16 protein-coding genes are annotated in these 16,482 nt (G+C 59.8%); 10 read left to right on the forward strand and 6 right to left on the reverse strand.

The features are described 5' to 3' along the window. Positions 1 to 213: 213 nt before the first annotated feature. From AB3226_RS17905 to gcbA, 4 genes are all read right to left on the reverse strand, one after another. The gene (locus AB3226_RS17905; protein WP_367374025.1) at positions 214 to 678 is read right to left on the reverse strand and encodes a hypothetical protein; all 465 of its coding nucleotides are present in this window, start codon (positions 676 to 678) and stop codon (positions 214 to 216) included. Continuing rightward, a complete protein-coding gene (locus AB3226_RS17910) occupies positions 656 to 994 on the reverse strand; it encodes a polymorphic toxin type 44 domain-containing protein (RefSeq protein ID WP_367374026.1) in 339 nt (112 codons plus the stop codon). Before AB3226_RS17910 ends, AB3226_RS17905 begins: the two co-directional genes overlap by 23 nt. A 193-nt stretch (positions 995 to 1,187) precedes the next feature. After that, positions 1,188 to 3,134 (reverse strand): methyl-accepting chemotaxis protein, encoded by a 1,947-nt coding sequence (locus AB3226_RS17915; protein ID WP_367375812.1) that lies wholly within the window; start codon positions 3,132 to 3,134, stop codon positions 1,188 to 1,190. A gap of 51 nt (positions 3,135 to 3,185) precedes the next feature. Beyond that, positions 3,186 to 4,856 carry a diguanylate cyclase GcbA gene (gene gcbA / locus AB3226_RS17920; protein ID WP_367374027.1) on the reverse strand — a complete coding sequence of 557 codons (1,671 nt, stop codon included), beginning with the start codon at positions 4,854 to 4,856 and terminating at the stop codon, positions 3,186 to 3,188. 289 nt (positions 4,857 to 5,145) lie between these two features. Between gcbA and AB3226_RS17925 the strand changes: the two genes are divergently transcribed. From AB3226_RS17925 to AB3226_RS17950, 6 genes are all read left to right on the forward strand, one after another. Further along, complete coding sequence (locus tag AB3226_RS17925; protein ID WP_367374028.1) at positions 5,146 to 6,213, forward strand: DUF2333 family protein; 1,068 nt, start codon at positions 5,146 to 5,148, stop codon at positions 6,211 to 6,213. A 3-nt stretch (positions 6,214 to 6,216) separates the two neighbouring features. Continuing rightward, positions 6,217 to 6,786, forward strand: a complete 570-nt coding sequence (locus AB3226_RS17930; protein ID WP_367374029.1) for an NUDIX hydrolase — start codon at positions 6,217 to 6,219, stop codon at positions 6,784 to 6,786. Between the two features lie 169 nt (positions 6,787 to 6,955). Continuing rightward, the gene (locus AB3226_RS17935) at positions 6,956 to 7,327 is read left to right on the forward strand and encodes a translation initiation factor Sui1 (RefSeq protein ID WP_007907444.1); all 372 of its coding nucleotides are present in this window, start codon (positions 6,956 to 6,958) and stop codon (positions 7,325 to 7,327) included. 219 nt (positions 7,328 to 7,546) lie between these two features. After that, positions 7,547 to 9,460, forward strand: a complete 1,914-nt coding sequence (gene speA, locus AB3226_RS17940) for an arginine decarboxylase (RefSeq protein WP_367374030.1) — start codon at positions 7,547 to 7,549, stop codon at positions 9,458 to 9,460. A 233-nt stretch (positions 9,461 to 9,693) separates the two neighbouring features. Beyond that, a complete protein-coding gene (locus tag AB3226_RS17945) occupies positions 9,694 to 11,016 on the forward strand; it encodes a contractile injection system protein, VgrG/Pvc8 family (protein WP_367374031.1) in 1,323 nt (440 codons plus the stop codon). Next, complete coding sequence (locus AB3226_RS17950) at positions 11,013 to 11,810, forward strand: DUF4123 domain-containing protein (protein ID WP_367374032.1); 798 nt, start codon at positions 11,013 to 11,015, stop codon at positions 11,808 to 11,810. The genes AB3226_RS17945 and AB3226_RS17950 overlap by 4 nt, the downstream gene beginning before the upstream one ends. A gap of 24 nt (positions 11,811 to 11,834) precedes the next feature. Here the strand turns inward: AB3226_RS17950 and AB3226_RS17955 are convergent, their stop codons facing one another. Both AB3226_RS17955 and AB3226_RS17960 read right to left on the reverse strand, forming a co-directional pair. Further along, positions 11,835 to 13,175 (reverse strand): MATE family efflux transporter, encoded by a 1,341-nt coding sequence (locus tag AB3226_RS17955; protein ID WP_367374033.1) that lies wholly within the window; start codon positions 13,173 to 13,175, stop codon positions 11,835 to 11,837. 153 nt (positions 13,176 to 13,328) lie between these two features. Next, positions 13,329 to 13,622, reverse strand: a complete 294-nt coding sequence (locus AB3226_RS17960) for a hypothetical protein (RefSeq protein ID WP_367374034.1) — start codon at positions 13,620 to 13,622, stop codon at positions 13,329 to 13,331. A 271-nt stretch (positions 13,623 to 13,893) separates the two neighbouring features. On the opposite strand from AB3226_RS17960, the gene AB3226_RS17965 reads away from it, so the two are divergent. From AB3226_RS17965 to AB3226_RS17980, 4 genes are read left to right on the forward strand one after another with little or no spacing between them, the layout of a single operon-like run. Further along, the gene (locus AB3226_RS17965; protein WP_095634107.1) at positions 13,894 to 14,196 is read left to right on the forward strand and encodes a MazG-like family protein; all 303 of its coding nucleotides are present in this window, start codon (positions 13,894 to 13,896) and stop codon (positions 14,194 to 14,196) included. Next, entirely contained in the window at positions 14,196 to 14,945 is a 750-nt protein-coding gene (locus AB3226_RS17970) for a methyltransferase domain-containing protein (protein ID WP_030128232.1), read from the forward strand. The genes AB3226_RS17965 and AB3226_RS17970 overlap by 1 nt, the downstream gene beginning before the upstream one ends. A gap of 12 nt (positions 14,946 to 14,957) precedes the next feature. Then, a complete protein-coding gene (locus AB3226_RS17975) occupies positions 14,958 to 15,575 on the forward strand; it encodes a DUF4136 domain-containing protein (protein WP_367374035.1) in 618 nt (205 codons plus the stop codon). A gap of 53 nt (positions 15,576 to 15,628) precedes the next feature. Continuing rightward, complete coding sequence (locus tag AB3226_RS17980; RefSeq protein WP_367374036.1) at positions 15,629 to 16,186, forward strand: DUF4136 domain-containing protein; 558 nt, start codon at positions 15,629 to 15,631, stop codon at positions 16,184 to 16,186. Positions 16,187 to 16,482: the final 296 nt, after the last annotated feature.

Genomic DNA, 16,482 nt, shown 5'->3' on the forward strand with positions numbered 1-16,482 from the left:
GGCGGGTGTGCAGGACGGCGCATCTTGCGGTGGTTGTTCTGACGCCATCGCGGGCAAGCCCGCTCCCACAAGGACAGCGCATACCCTGTGGGAGCGGGCTTGCCCGCGATGGCGGTTTGTCAGACGCGAAAGGCCTGAACGGCTGTATATAGACCGCCCCGCGCTACCGGATCTTGACGGTTTTTCTGGTCGCTCCGGTGGGCAGCGTCGAGCTTACTTTGTTGATTGATCGCTGGAGTGGTTGCACAAGTTGATTGTTACAGGGGTGTAATGGGTACTGTTGATATGCCGAAACAGCGTGCTGCTGTGATACTCGTAGACTTCCTGGTTGGTCGATACATTGATGACCGAGCCTTGGACATCGACCTTTATGGCTGGATCTCGGGTGACGAGAAACGGACCGGCAGTCTTGAGTTCAGACGCTATCTGTTCGTCGGATGTCAGTTCGCGATAGGCATAGTATCGATAGCTGAACGGCACTGTTGCTCCACCTCGATCATCCTTGACACCGTAGATGAAGCCATTTTCGCCAAGGGGTAGTTTGAGTACTACATCGGTCAGCACCGGGGTGCTGGAAGACATAAGCCATGTCCAGCCGATGTAAACCAGGCATACCGCCAGCAGGCAAGAGGTGACGATTGTGTATGCGGTTTTTTTAGTAGTTCCTGAACCGGGCATACCTGACTCCTTTTTTGATCCATTCCTGATCCGCAGGATCATCGCCAAAAGGAGCCTCGCTCCACCAGCTTCCAAATTCTACTTTTGTCGTTTTTGCCTGCGTCTGGGCAAAACCGGCGGCACGTAACAGGACACTTTCGGAAAATCCCGCAGCAGCCCCGGTCGCCCCGTAATTGAAATTACCGAAAGCCTCATAGTCAGGAGACAGTTTTTTGTAATCCCAAGGGCCGCGATTTCTGACCTGGGTATAGAACCAGGAGTAAATGAATGCGGATCCCTCTTTCAAAACTTTTTTCTTATGGAAGGCAACTGCCATGTTTTCCTCCACAGATACGCCTGGGGGCGAAGTTGGAACTATCACGGGGCACTCCTGTTGCGCGCTCGATAAATTGAAGCGCTGAACCCTAGCATCAAAACGACGACTAAAAACTACCGCATGGCTAAATAGGAGTTTTCATACAAGGGCTTAGATGACGATAGTCCTGCTCGTCAGTTGCATTCGGTAGCTCTTAGACGCGAAAGGCCTGAACGGCTGTATGCAACCGCCCGCCCAGCACCAACAAATTCTCCCCTTGTTCACGCCCCACGCCGATGCGCAGCAAGTTATCCCCACCCAATTGGTGAATCCGTTCACTGTGATCGCGAATTTCGCTGACCGCGCCGCTCTGCTGGGCGGTGACATCGGCGATGCGCACGGCGGTGTCGGAAATGGTCTGGATCGCCCCGACGATTTTATCCAGCGCACCGTCAGCCGCCTGAGCCTGATTGGCCGTGGCTTCGGCGTGCTCGACCTGAGCTCGCATGCCTTCGACCGATTGCCGCGCGGCGGTTTGCAGGCCGGCGATCAGGGTCTGGATCTCGGCCGTGGCCCCGGCGGTGCGTTGCGCCAGTGAGCGAACCTCTTCAGCCACCACCGCAAACCCTCGGCCCATTTCTCCGGCGCGGGCCGCTTCGATGGCGGCGTTCAGGGCCAGCAAATTGGTCTGATCGGCAATCGAGCGGATCACCGTGAGTACGCCGCCGATGGTCGCCGACTCTTCAGCCAGATGTTCGATCATCTGCGCGTTGCCTTGCACTTCACCCACCAGCGCATGCAGCCCGGTGAGGCTCAGGCCGATCACTTTCTGACCGTGCTCCACCGCCAGTCCTGCATGACGACTGGCATCGGCAGCCTGGCTGGCGTCACCGGCCACTTGTTGAATCGTCGCCTCGAGTTCCCCGAGAGAGTCGCGGATCAACGCGGTGTCGCCGGCCTGATGCTCGGCGCCGCTGTGCAGGTCATTGCTCAATTCGGCCAACGTTCGGCTGCTGCCGGCGACTTGCTCGGCGTTGAGGCGAATGGTGCCTACCAGGTCGACCAGATAGGCGCGCAAGCGATTGAGCGAGGCTTGAATGTCATGCAGTTCGCGGTTGGTCGCGCCCAGTTGAATGTCGCGGCTGAAGTCACCTTCGGCCCAGGTCGACAGCGCCGGGACAAGGTTGGTCAGGGTTCGGGCCAGGCGTCGCTGCAAGGTGTCGATGAGCAATGCGATCAGCAGGATCAGCCCGATCATCACCCCTTGCATCAACCGAACTTCGCTCTGGATCTGCCCGTGCTGGGCACGCACCACCGGTTCCAGCCCGGTGATGGACTGCTGCACGGCGGCGATTTTCAAGTGCGTCGCGGTGCTGAGGTCGGCGCGTTTCTGGATCTGTTCGCGAGTGCGCGCCAGCTCCGAAGGGTAGCGGGTGAGCAGGCTATTGAGTTCGCGTTTGAGGCCGACACCGGCATCTTCGGCGACGGTTTTCTCGGTGTTCTCCAGCCCCATCATCGCGGCGAAATCATCGGTGTTCGATTCACTGCTGGCGGTCACCCCCAGCAGCGGCAAGGTGTCCAGTTGTTCAGCTTGAGCGCGGATGTTGGCGACCTCGCGCTCGACATCGGCGGCCAGTTCGCTACGACCACTGCTGACCAGTTTGTCCCGGGCCAGGGACAGTTTGCCCAAGTGCTGGGACGCAGTGAGCAAGGGCGTCAGGTACGCCGCATTACCGCTGGCGTATTGGCTGAGTTGATCGAGGCTGGCACCAAGTTCGCGTTCGGCTTGCAGCAGCAGTGCTTGCGGATCGCCCGCGAGTTTGCCGGCAGCCAGCAGGTCGGTTTTGCTGAATTCAGTCAGGTTCGACAGGCTTGGGCGCAAGGTGTCGGCCAATGCCGGTGGCAACTCACCGAGTTCCTTTTGCAAGGCGTCGATGGCCTGGCTGGCACTGCTCAGACGCAGAGCATCGCCGCTGGCCAGGTAATCCTCGACGTTGCGCGCCACTTCATTTTGAAACTGCTGAGACAGTCCCAGATAACGCTCCATCAATAGATAGGGGCGTTCCAGGGCTTTTTGCGACCACCAGAGCGTGACACCAAGGGCCACGCACACGGCGACCAAAAGGAGGGTATTGAGATTGGTCAACAGCTTCAGGCGCATCATGGTCTACCAACGGCAGAATGGTAAGTGCCTGAAGTTATTGCGTTTCTATTACAGAGTTATGACCGAATGGGTCGATTCCGATGAAAAAGTGGCACTTTGCTTTGACTCCCGCGCGGCTTGTACGCGGTTACGTCCGGCGTTCTTCGCACGGTACAACGCCTCGTCCGCCTGGCTGGCCATCAACAGGCTGTCAGAGTCTTCGCGCAGTTCGACGACGCCGGCGCTGAAGGTGCACCAAAGGTCCTGGGGTTGAGCCGGGTAGTGAATTTCGGCAAAGCGCTGACGGATTTCATCGAGCACCTTGTAGGCCGATTCAATATCAGTGTCCGGCATGACGATGGCGAACTCTTCACCGCCGTAACGACCGATGAAATCGGTCTTGCGCAACCGTTGCTTGAGGAACAGCGCCAGGCTCTTGATCACCCGGTCGCCCATGGGATGGCCGTGGCTGTCGTTGACCCGTTTGAAGTGGTCGATATCGAGCATCGCAAAGCTTAGCGGCTTGTTTTCGCGACGGGCGCGAAATGAACAGTCTTCGAGCAATTGCAGAATGTGGGTGTGGTTGTACAAGCCGGTCAGGCTGTCGCGCACCATCCGCGCCTTCAGATTGCGCGCCCGTGCCGCGCGGTTGCGCACGGTGGTAATCAAGTGCCGCGGCTTGATCGGCTTGGTCAGGAAGTCGTCGCCGCCCTCGCTCATGGCGTCGAGCTGCTTGTCCAGGTCGTCTTCGGCCGACAGATAAATGATCGGTACGCTGACATAACGGTCGTTATGCCGGATCACTTTGGCCAATTCAGTACCGGTGCAGGCCGGCATGTACATGTCGAGAATGATCAGGTCTGGCTGGAAATCCGCCAGTTCGGCCATGGCCTGGATCGGTTCGATCAGAGTCCGCGTGACGATCCCGGCGCTGTTGAGCAGGCGTTCGGTGTGCAAGGCCTGGGCGCGGGAGTCGTCGATGATCAGCACTTTATAAGGTTCGTACTGGGCGACGCAGGTCAGGACTTCGATCTTTTCCAGCAGGCTTGAAGCTTCGAGAGTGCCGGTGAGAAACTCCTGGCCACCGGCGCGCACGGCAGCCAGGCGTGTCGGGGTATCGGTTTCGTGGAGGCTGAAAAACAACAGCGGCAAGGGCTGATCGAGGCCTTCCTGGGCTTCGGCCGCCAGTTTCAGGCCGATACCGGCACCACTGAAGTCGACGTCCATGACAATCGCCGCCGGCAAACGCTCGACCATCGAGGAGCGGAACGCGGCGACACTGTCGAGGGATTGAGCACTGAGCCCGAAGAATTCAAGTTGCTTGGCCAGCCGCTCGGCCCGGTCGTGATCCTGCAACATCACGTAAATCGGTTTGCGCAGCGGCGGCAGAAAGGTGTGTTCGAGCTGGTCGCCATGGCGCAGGCCGGTGCGGGACAGGCGCTGCATCAGGCGATTGAGGTCAGTGATCAGTCCGCTGCTCAGACGTCCGCGGTTGGCGTCCACCGCTTCCAGCGACTGGCCGATGTGGCGCGCCAGTTGGGTATGTTCCGGTTGTTCGAAACGTTCGGCAAAGCGCAGCAGGCGCAGATTGGCCTCACTCAGTTCCGACAAGTCGGTGGTGGACCATTCGTTGCGTTGCAGGCGTTGCCATATCTCAAGAATCTGACGTGCCTGATGAATTACCCGCTGGGCAAAGTGGTGCTTGAGGCGCTCACGGCTGGGGTCTTCTGGCTCGGTCATATCCTGACTACTAGTTAGGGTGCATGCTGAGATCGACTGGTGGCTCTATGCTAGCATCTCTTTTCGATTGCATGAGTGTCGTATGTCAATAATCTGCAAAGCGACTTCATTCAGTTTCTGACCGACTGGTCGCATAGGCTCAACGCTGTGCTTCATTTATAGTGGCAGCTCCATTGCGGTCATTGTGTGGCTCGCTGTGACGCGCAGGATTTAATGCGCGGCAAATGACGCACGATGGCGTAGGGTTGTGGTCGAACCGATGAACTCAAGTGATTGAAAGGATACCGCCATGCTGGACTGGAAGAACCGCACAGGCAGCGCGCCTGAGCGTGCCGCTGAACCGAAATCGGCCACCCGCAGTTATTTTGGCGGCCTGTTGTTCAGCCGAGCGCTGGCCACTCTGATTGTTCTTTACCTGTTGGTGGCGATTGCGCTGGGCTGGTACTGGAGCCAGGAGCCAGCGCTGTTCCCGGTTCAGCAGAATGCCCAAATGGCGGCCGAGAAAGAAGGCAAGCAGATGGTTGTCGGGTACACCACGGTGGAAACCCTCAAGACCGTTGCCGGTACTTTGCTGACCAAACCGGGTGGTTATATTTCCAACGACCGTTTCCCGCCGGGCCTGTGGATGGACAACATGCCGAGCTGGGAATATGGCGTGCTGGTCCAGGTCCGCGACCTGAGCCGTGCGCTGCGTAAAGACTTCGCCCGTTCCCAGTCGCAGTCCGCCGAAGACGCCGACCTGGCCAAGGCCGAGCCGCGTTTCAACTTCGACAACAAAAGCTGGGTGCTGCCATCCAGTGAGTCCGAGTATCAGGAAGGCATCAACTCCCTGAGTCGTTATCAGGCACGTCTGTCGGGGCCTGACCAGAAAAGTGCGCTGTTCTATGCCCGCGCCGACAACCTGAACAACTGGTTGGGTGATGTGGGAACCCGTTTGGGTTCGCTGTCGCAACGGCTGTCGGCCAGTGTTGGCCGGGTCAAGCTCAACACCGCACTGAAAACTGAAATCCCGGCTCTCGGTCAGGTGCCGCAGGTTGACGAAGAAGTCGTCGAAACCCCGTGGCTGCAGATCGATAACGTGTTCTACGAAGCCCGCGGTCAAGCCTGGGCGTTGTCCCACCTGCTGCGTGCGATCGAAGTCGATTTCGCCGATGTGCTGGCAAAGAAAAACGCCACGGTCAGCGTGCGCCAGATCATTCGTGAGCTGGAAGCCTCGCAAGAACCGGTCTGGAGTCCGATGATCCTCAACGGCAGCGGCTTCGGTGTGTTGGCCAACCACTCGCTGGTCATGGCCAATTACATCTCTCGGGCCAACGCCGCGGTGATCGATTTGCGCCAGTTGCTCAATCAGGGCTGAGTCATGGTTGATAGCTCCATCGATGACATGCGTGAGGCCGCCCATCGTGCGGCCTCCGATGCCGAACAGATCGCCTGGGTCGACGAGCAGGACAACCTGCTCGGCGCGCTGGTCCGCTCCGAGCTGCGCGAACGCGAGCTGATCGGGCGCGGCACCTACATCATGCTGTTCAATTCTGCCGGTGAACTGTGCGTACACCGACGTACCCTGAGCAAAGCGATATACCCCGGTTACTGGGACGTGGCGGCCGGCGGCATGGTGCTGGCCACTGAGACTTACGCCGAATCGGCGGCTCGTGAGCTGGAAGAAGAGCTGGGCGTGAGCGGTGTGGAACTGACTGCCCATGATCACTTTTTCTTCGAGGACACCGGCAATCGGCTCTGGTGTTCGGCGTTTTCGGCAGTGTGGGACGGTCCATTGATACTGCAGCCGGAAGAAGTGCTTGAAGCGCGCTTCATCCCGATCGATCAAGTCCTGCTGGAAATCACGCAGAAGCCTTATTGCCCGGACTCTCTGGCAGCCTTGCAGCGCTATCTTCGCGCCCAAGGGAATAACGTCGCAAAAGAGCTATAAATTGGCGCCGATTGGCTCTTAGCAATCGGCGTTTTTGCCGTTACACTGCGCGACCTTTTCAAGCTGAACCGGCAGTGACCGGCTCAGTAGCGCTGCCCCTGCCTGAGTGGGGCTTCGCGGTCGATGGCATCTGCCACGACCAGTCTTTGTCCTCCCAAGAGGATTGCCGGTGGCCAAAAAAGCCGCATCCTTCGCCGCCCTTGGTGGCCTGGTATTTTCCACCGACGCAGGTCGTCATTGCCCGGATTGCAGTCAACCGGTGGATGCCTGTATCTGCAAACAAACCGTTATCCCGGCCGGCGACGGCATCGCTCGCGTGCGTCGCGAAAGCAAGGGTCGTGGCGGCAAGACGGTGACTACCATCACCGGCGTGCCGTTGGCCGAAGACGCGCTCAAGGATCTGGCCACCACGTTGAAAAAACGTTGCGGGACCGGCGGGGCGTTGAAAGACGGGATCATCGAAATCCAGGGCGATCATGTCGAGCTACTCTTGGCCGAGCTGATCAAACACGGTTTCAAGGCGAAGAAGTCCGGCGGCTAGCAGCCTCTGTGAAAACCACCCGCGGCTTGATCCAGTCCCGATTTCATTCTGGTCTGGCGTCGTCTTCATGGTTTTCACAGAGCCTGTTCATGACCGGTTTCTAAACTCACTGCGGTCAGCGAGGTCTACCCCCTCGTTGACGAACCGTCATTTTCATTCTTTAGACTGCGCCGGCCTGAACCCAGGCGACGCTCTATGACTTCTTTATAGGGGACTTCGATGTCCGTACGACGCACACGCAAAGACGATGGCAGCCAATGGACAGTTGCGGACAGCCGCAGTGTTTACGGGATTCGCCATTGGGGGGCCGGGTATTTCGCGATCAATGACGCCGGTCGCGTCGAAGTTCGTCCGAACGGCCCGACCAGTTCGCCTATCGACCTCTTCGAGCAAGTCGACCAACTGCGCAAAAGCGGTTTGTCCTTGCCGTTGCTGGTGCGTTTCCCTGACATCCTGCAAGATCGCGTACGCCAGCTGACCGGTGCGTTCGACGCCAACATCGAGCGTCTGGAATACCAGAGCAAGTACACCGCGTTGTACCCGATCAAGGTCAACCAGCAAGAAGCGGTGATCGAAAACATCATCGCTACCCAGGACGTATCGATCGGTCTGGAAGCCGGCTCCAAGCCTGAGTTGCTCGCCGTTCTGGCGTTGGCACCGAAGGGCGGCACCATCGTCTGCAACGGTTACAAGGATCGCGAGTTCATCCGTCTGGCGCTGATGGGCCAGAAGCTCGGCCACAACGTGTTCATCGTGATCGAGAAAGAATCCGAAGTCGGTCTGGTGATCGAAGAAGCGGCGGCGCTCAAGGTCAAGCCGCAGGTCGGCCTGCGCGTGCGTCTGTCGTCCCTGGCGTCGAGCAAGTGGGCAGACACCGGTGGTGAAAAATCCAAGTTCGGCCTGTCGGCGGCACAACTGCTGTCGGTGGTCGAGCGTTTCCGCGCTGCCGGCCTGGATCAGGGCATTCGCCTGCTGCACTTCCACATGGGTTCGCAGATCGCCAACCTGGCGGACTACCAGCACGGCTTCAAGGAAGCGATCCGTTATTACGGAGAGCTGCGCAACCTTGGTCTGCCGGTGGATCACATCGACGTCGGCGGCGGTCTGGGCGTGGACTACGACGGTACGCACTCGCGTAATGCCAGTTCGATCAACTACGACATGGACGATTACGCCGGTGTCGTGGTCGGGATGCTCAAGGAGTTTTGCGACGCGCAGAGCCTGCCGCACCCGAACATCTTCTCTGAAAGCGGTCGCTCCCTGACCGCTCACCACGCCATGCTGGTGGTTCAGGTAACCGACGTCGAGAAACACAACGACGACGTGCCGAAGATCGATAGCAAGGAAGAACTGCCGGAAACCGTGCAATGGCTGGTTGACCTGCTCGGCCCGACCGACATCGAAATGGTCACCGAGACTTACTGGCGCGCCACGCACTACATGAGCGACGTGGCCACTCAATATGCCGATGGCAAGCTGACCCTGGCGCAAAAAGCCCTGGCCGAGCAATGCTACTTCGCCGTTTGCCGCCGCCTGCACAACTCGTTGAAGGCCCGTCAGCGCTCCCACCGTCAGGTGCTCGACGAACTCAACGACAAGCTGGCCGACAAGTACATCTGCAACTTCTCGGTATTCCAGAGCCTGCCGGACACCTGGGCCATCGGCCAGGTCCTGCCGATCCTGCCGCTGCACCGTCTCGACGAAGAGCCGCTGCGCCGTGCGGTGCTGCAAGACCTGACCTGCGACTCCGACGGCAAGATCAAGCAGTACGTCGACGAGCAGAGCATCGAGACCAGCTTGCCGGTACACGGTCTGAACGAAGGTGAAGATTATCTGCTGGGGATTTTCCTGGTGGGTGCCTACCAGGAAATTCTCGGCGACATGCACAACCTGTTCGGTGACACCGACTCGGTGAACATCTACCAGAACGCCGACGGCAGCGTGTACCACGCCGGTATCGAAACTCACGACACCATCGAAGACATGCTGCGTTACGTGCACTTGTCGCCGGAAGAACTGATGACCCACTACCGCGACAAGTGCGCCAGTGCCCGCATCAGCGCCGCCGAGCGCACCCAGTTCCTCGACGCCTTGCGCCTGGGCCTGACCCGTTCGTCTTACCTGTCTTCTTGAGGTAAGGCACCGTTCTCATCGGGTTGTCTGAAAATTCTCCATACGTTGGGGAAATTTCAGATGGCCTGGTGCGACACTTCTCTATTTTTAAGCGAAATGACCCACAGACCAGGCTATCCAAGCGATGTGGTCTTCTTTTCACGTAGGTCATTTCCTAAGTTGTACTTCGGCACTCTACTCGGCCATGTCTCTCGGCGAGAATCCCCGGCCGCCCCTCCTGTAGAGAATCGCCGATGTTCGATCCAGTCAACGAGCCGTCATTTCGTCTGGATATAGCGGGTCTTCCCGACCCCTTTGAGGTCTTGGCCTTTACCGGTAGTGAAGCCATCAGCGAGCCTTTTGTGTTCGACGTGGATCTGCTGAACGCTGACCCAGCGCTGGACCTTGCGAGCCTGCTGTATCGCTCGGCCTTTTTGCACTTCGGGCCCCAAGGGCAAGGTATTCACGGGCAGTTACTTGGCCTCATGCAGCTCGGCCATGGCGGTGAACCAAGGCTATGTCGTGTGCATCTGCGGCCCAGGCTGGCGTGTCTGGCCCAGCGTTTCAATCAGCGAATTTTCACCCAGCGCTCGGTGCCGCAGATTCTCGCTCAAGTACTCAAGGAGCACGGCATTGCCGGCAAGGATTGCCGCTTTGACCTGAGCGGCAATTACCCGTCCCGTGATTTCTGCACGCAGTACCGGGAATCGGACCTGCAATTTCTCCAGCGTCTGTGCGCACAGGAACGGCTTCACTACTACTTCGAACACTGCGCCCTCGGACACTGCCTGGTTTTCGGCGATGGCCTGGGGCAGTTCAGCCGTGGCGAAGAGAGCGTCTTCGAGGGTGAGAGCGAACGACCTGGTGTGCACCAGTTCAAGCTTCACGGCTGCGGACAGATCGCCGAAGGCCAGACCAATCTGGCAACCCTGCGCAGCGGCCAACTGATGCCGCTGTCCGGCCATCCGTGTGTGGACTGGAATCGTCTCTGGCTACTGACCCATGTCGAGCATCAGGGTGGGCAGGAACCGGAACTTCCTTATAGCAACCAAGTGCGCGCCGTTGTGCAGGAAATGCCTTTGGTGGCACCTCATGCGATCGTCAAACCCAGGATGCATAGTCTGCAGCGGGCGTGGGTGGTCGAGGTCGATGAGTCTCAACCGGATCTGGCCAGACCGGTTGCCGTGCAGTTTGACTGGCTTTACCAAGGGGAGGGCGCAGCGCCCAGTCACTGCTGGTTGCCATTGGCTCCCGAGCTGGAAGGCGCGGGCACCCTGCCGTTGAGTGAAGGGGCGCAGGTGTTGGTGAGCTTTATCGAAGGCGATCCGGATCAACCCTTGATCAGCGGATTTCTTCCAGGCGCAGCCTCCAGCGCAGAGCCAGTCATACCCGGCCTGCAACCCTCCTTGACGACCGATGTCAGCCCGGTGCTCGACGGCATGCAGGGCTTGCTGCAATCCAGCGAACCCTTGGTGCTCCTGTGCCTGCTGCCCGGCGGCGGCAGTTTCAGTCATTGCGTGCAGTCTTTTTGTACCTGCCGGGCGGCGCTGCAGCCTGGCCAGAGCGGTGCGGCATGATCGCCGCTCAAGCGGTCGACCTGACCCCGCAATGGCTGTTGCTCGACGTGCCGGGCGCGCCTCAGGCCAGTGCGAATTTTCGGCAACAGTTTGCTCATGCCCGATGGTTCCGGCTGTTCGAAGGCACCGAGTTCCACTCGTTGCGTGAGCACGGGCCGGTGTTGGTCGACCTTCGCGAATGCCCGGCACTGGCCGAGCTGTGCCAAAGTGCGCCACATACCTGGAGCGGGTTGCTGCTGGTCAGTGAAACATCGCCATCGCAGCTGCTGGAGCATTTGCGACGTATGCTCGCGGTCACCTTGGGTCTGCATCACCGGGCCTTGTTGAGTTACTACAATCCACACACGGCAAGTTATTTTTTCGATGCCTGCGATGCGCAGGAGCTGAGTCGCTGGTTAGGTCCTATCGATCAGTTGCGCTGGTTCGGTGGCACCTGGGCCGACCGGGCCATAGGCTGTCAGGGCTGGCAGCAGTTGTTCAATCCGCGGCTTGCGGTCCGGCCGCTGGCTATCGAAGAAAACCTCAGCCTGCGTCAGCGAGACACCTTGCAAACCTGCCTGCTGGAACAACACGTCTGGCGCTGGAGCCGATCCACCGGCACCGACTACAACAGCTTGTGGACTTACCTGCAGGAAGGGCTGACGCTGGGTTTCAGCGAACGTCCGGTGCTCGATGGCTGGTTATGGCTGCGCTTGCAGCACCCCGACGCAGTGCCTGGGCAGTCGTTGCCGGGATTCACCCAGCAGGAGTGTCTCGAGAGCCTGCGCAACCTGTGGCAGAAGGATCAACCCTGAACGCGCTGACAATCCTGACCCTCGTCATCCGTTGAGCCAGCTGTCGTGCTTGTGCAAGTACCAGGCGAACGCGCCAAGGGTCAGGCTGCGCAGCAACATGAACAACAGGAAAGTTATCCACAGTCCATGGTTGCCCAAGCCTTGCAGCGCCCAGGCGAAGGGCAGCAGCAGGATCACCGTCAACAGCATGCCGTTGCGCATTTCCCGGGCGCGGGTGGCGCCGATGAACAGGCCGTCGAGCAGGTAACTCCAGACAGCAATCAGTGGCAGCACCGCGAGGTAAGGCAGGTAAAGGAAGGCGGTGTCGCGCACGCTCTGAATGTTGGTTTGCATCTCGATGAACAGGTGCCCCGCCAACAGAAACAGCAAGGCAAACCCGACACTCGCCAGCAACGACCAACCGCACGCCACCACCAATGAGCGGCGCAAGGCCTCGCGGTCGCGAGCACCGATGGCGTGTCCGCACAGTGCTTCGACTGCGTGGGCCAAACCGTCCAGCGCGTGGGCGGTCAGCAGCAGACCGTTAAGCAGCAACGCATTGGCGGCGACCGTGGCATCGCCCAGCCGCGCGCCCTGCACGGTGATCAGGAAAAACACCGACTGCAACGCCAGGCTGCGGATGAAGATGTCGCGATTGACCGCCAGTAATGGGCGCCAACTCTGCCACAACGCCAGCGCGGCCCAGGCGATATGGCCGGGGTAGGCGCGCAGGGCCTTGCGGGTCATGAACAGGCCGATCAGCGCGCCGGTCCACTCGGCGATCACCGAGGCCCGGGCCGCGCCGACCACGCCCCACTCCAGGCCGAGCACGAACCACAGGTTCAGCGCGATATTGACCAGATTGGTGCTCAGCAGAATCGCCAGCGGGGCCCGAGCGTTCTGGGTGCCGAGGAACCAGCCCACCAGCGCGTAACTGGCCAGCGCCGCCGGCAAGCCGAACAACCGTGTGTGGAAGAACTCGCGGGTGAGGTGATCCAGCTCCGCCGACGGTTGCATGAAGTGCAATGCGACTCCGCTCAACGGCATGCCCAGCGTCCCTAAAAGAATGGCCAGGCCCATGGCCAACAACAGACCCTGAAGCAAAATCTGCCGCAACGCTGCGCCATCCCCACGCCCGGCAGCCTGGGCGGCGAACCCGGTGGAGCCCATGCGCAGAAAGCCCATGGCCCAGGCAAGAAAGGTATACAGACTGGCGCCCACCGCGACAGCGCCGAGTTGATGAGCATGGGGCAAGTGGCCGATGACGGTACTGTCGACCAGCGCCACCAGCGGTACGGAAATGTTCGAGAGAATCATCGGGGCGGCAAGCGACCAGACTCGACGATGGGTCGGACGGTCGCGCCAGTCGGCAATCAGGTTGGACATGCAGGCTCCTTGGGGGCGCCTGCATTGTAGCGGCAGATTGTTTTACATGATCGTTCCCATGCTCTGCGTGGGAATGACTCCTGTGACGCTCTGCGTCCCGGGCTGCATTCCCACGCAGAGCGTGGGAACGATCAGTCTAATGTGGGGACAGCCTTAATGAACAATCCAGCTCAGCAACCACAATCCCAGCAACAACCAGATAATCCCCATGATGATCGATGCGTTCATGAAGGCGCGGATCGCTGCCCACAGCAGCATCAGCCCGATGATCAGCGTGATGATGCTGACGATCGAAGTGTCCATGCCCAGCGCCTGGGCCAACCCTTCGACAAAATTGCTGCCGGCGTTGCTCAACAGGTTGAACAGGCCAGTAAGGGCATCGATGATGAACCGGATGGCCGAACCGATTACCTGGCCGAGCCATTCGAAAAAGCTTTCTACCTGCATGTGTACGTCCTGGTGGAGTGGTGGCGTGGTTGCCGGATCCGAGCGTTGGGCTATGGATCGTGCTGCCGAGTTCCCCACAAGCATAGAGGGTTGCGCTATCCCTGTGGGAGCGAGCCTGCTCGCGATGGTCTGTCAGTCAACATCTACGTTGAATATCAGTGTGCATTCGCGAGCAGGCTCGCTCCCACAAAAAATCGCTCCTGTTGCTCAACCGTTGCCACTTGCCTTCACCCGCCATCCCCCTGAAGCTATACGCCTTCAGGAGAGCCCGATGAACCTTGTTGAACTGACCGAACGCCTGCACGCCATTCGCGACCGTAATGACTGGAGGCAATTTCACAGCCCGAAAAACCTGGCCATGGCCGCGAGCGTGGAAATGTCCGAACTGGTGGAGATTTTCCAGTGGCTGACCGAAGACCAGTCGCGCCAGTTGCCGGCGGACAAGCTCGCTCATGTCGGGCAGGAAGTCGGCGACATCGTGCTGTATCTACTACTGCTATGCAGCGAGTTGGGGTTGGACATGAATGAAGTGGTGCGCAGCAAACTCGCGGACAGCGAACGGCGGTTCAGCTGATGAGCGACCGTCATTTCGATCAACTGGCGACTCGCTTCGCCGAAAAAATCTACGGTGGCGCCAAAGGTGCGATCCGGCTCGCGGTGCTGCAGGCCGACCTGGCCGAAACCCTGCCGGACCGCCCGTTGCGCGTACTGGACATCGGCGCTGGCCTGGGCCACATGTCGTTGTGGCTGGCCGAGCGCGGTCATCAGGTGACCCTCGCCGAGCCCGCCGAACCGATGCTTGAAGGTGCCCGCCAGCGTTTCGCCGAAGCGGGGCAGACGGCGACGTTCATTCAGGCACCGTGGCAGGATTTGCTCGGTCAGCTCACCGAACCCTACGACCTGGTGCTGTGCCACGCCGTGCTGGAATGGCTGGCCGAACCCCATGCGATTTTGCCGGTGCTGCATCAGCTGACGAAGCCGGACGGCTGGTTGTCCCTGGCGTTCTACAACCGCGACGCGTTGATCTACCGCAACCTGCTCAAGGGCCATTTCCGCAAGATGCGCAAGAACGACATGGCCGGCGAGAAGCAGAGCCTGACTCCGCAGCAACCGCTGGATCCTCGGGAACTGGCGGCGCAACTTGAGAGCATGTGGCAGGTCGAAACCCAGAGTGGGGTGCGGGTTTTTTACGACTACATGCCGGTGGAATTCCAGGCCCGCGTCGAACTGCCGGACTTGCTCGAAATGGAACTGGCTCACCGCCGTCACCCAAGCTTCGCCGGGCTTGGGCGCTACCTGCACTGGATCTGTCGGCCGATCTGACCGGAGCGCGAAATGAAAAGTCGTTCAGGGTTACTGGTGATCTGTCTCGGGTTGGCGGCCTGTCAGGGCAGCAACCCTTATGTCGCGACGTCCAATCCGCTGCCACCGGCACCGCCCCAGGCCGCCACCACCTTCGACCGCAGCGCCTACCCGGCGCCGCCACGGGATTACGGGCGCTATCGCAGTTGGGCCTGGCTCAACGGGCGCCTGCCAGCGGGCACGGCCTGGGCCGACTCGGCGCAGGTGGCCGAAGCGGTCAGCAATGCCCTCGATCAACGCGGCTTGCGCCCGTTGCACGACAACCGCCCTGCGGACCTGTTGGTCAGCGCCGACCTGCATCTGGAAACCCGCTTGCGTCAGGTGCAGGACGACTATGGTTACGGCGGGGGTTATTACGGCGGCGGTTACAACCGCTACGGCAGCGGTTACGGCATGTACAACACGGTGCCGGTCATCCGTACTTATCAGGTACAAGTGGTGGTGGTGCGAGTCGATCTGTTCGACGCGAGCACCGGCCAGCCGGTATGGAGTGCCAGTGCCGAAACCGGCAATCAGGGCAGCCAGAGCGAGCGTGCCGATGCCATTCGCGAAGCTGTCGAAAAGGCCATGTCGGCGTATCCTCCTAATTAGCTTCCCGTCCAGGAAGCATCCCGCAGGTGCATGTCCTCTATCGGAGAAAAATCATGTTCCGCCGTCTCGTTTTACTGGCCATGGCCGCGCTGCTCACTGCTTGCGCCGGCAACCAGGTCAATCATGACTTCGATGCCAGCCGCGACTTTGCCGCTTATCGTAGCTGGAGCTGGAAAGAACCCGCTGTGCAGTACCGTCCCGATGATCCACGGATCAAGAGTGACCTGACCGAACAACGCATCCGTCAGTCCGTTGCCGATCAGCTGGATCAGCGCGGTTTGCGTCCAGCCGCCGCCGGTGCCAGCTCGGACCTGAAGGTGCAGGCCTACCTGATCGTCGAAGATCGCCAGCAACAGGTGAGCACTAACTATGGCGGCGGTTATGGTGGCCCATGGTACGGCTACTGGGGCGGGCCGATGTACACCGAAACCCGCAACATCAGCTACAAGGTGGCGACCATCCAGGTCGACCTGCTCGATGGCAAGGACGGCAAACTGGTATGGCGCGGCAGCGACGAGCAAACGCTCAGCCGCACACCGAACCCGCAGGACCGTAGCAATAAAATCCACGAGACGGTCGGGCGGATATTGGCTAACTATCCACCGCGCTAAACCCTGAGCGATCCAACACCACAGATCCATTGTGGGAGCGGGCCTGTGGCGAGCGAGCTTGCTCGCGCTGGGCTGCGCAGCGGCCCCAAAAATCTGACAAACATTGCCGATTTTTGTGAGTGCTACGCACTCAAGCGGGAGCAAGCTCCCTCGCCACAGGTTTCTCTGATTCAAGACTCTCTTTTGTGAACAGCATTGCCCATTCCCACATTGAGTTTTTATCGTCTGGGATGGCGCGTTGCCAGCAATCTGGCGAACCCTTGTCTACACTGCTTCTCACCAAATGGAGGTAACCC

The organism is Pseudomonas lini (assembly GCF_964063345.1).
GTDB lineage: Bacteria > Pseudomonadota > Gammaproteobacteria > Pseudomonadales > Pseudomonadaceae > Aquipseudomonas > Aquipseudomonas lini_B.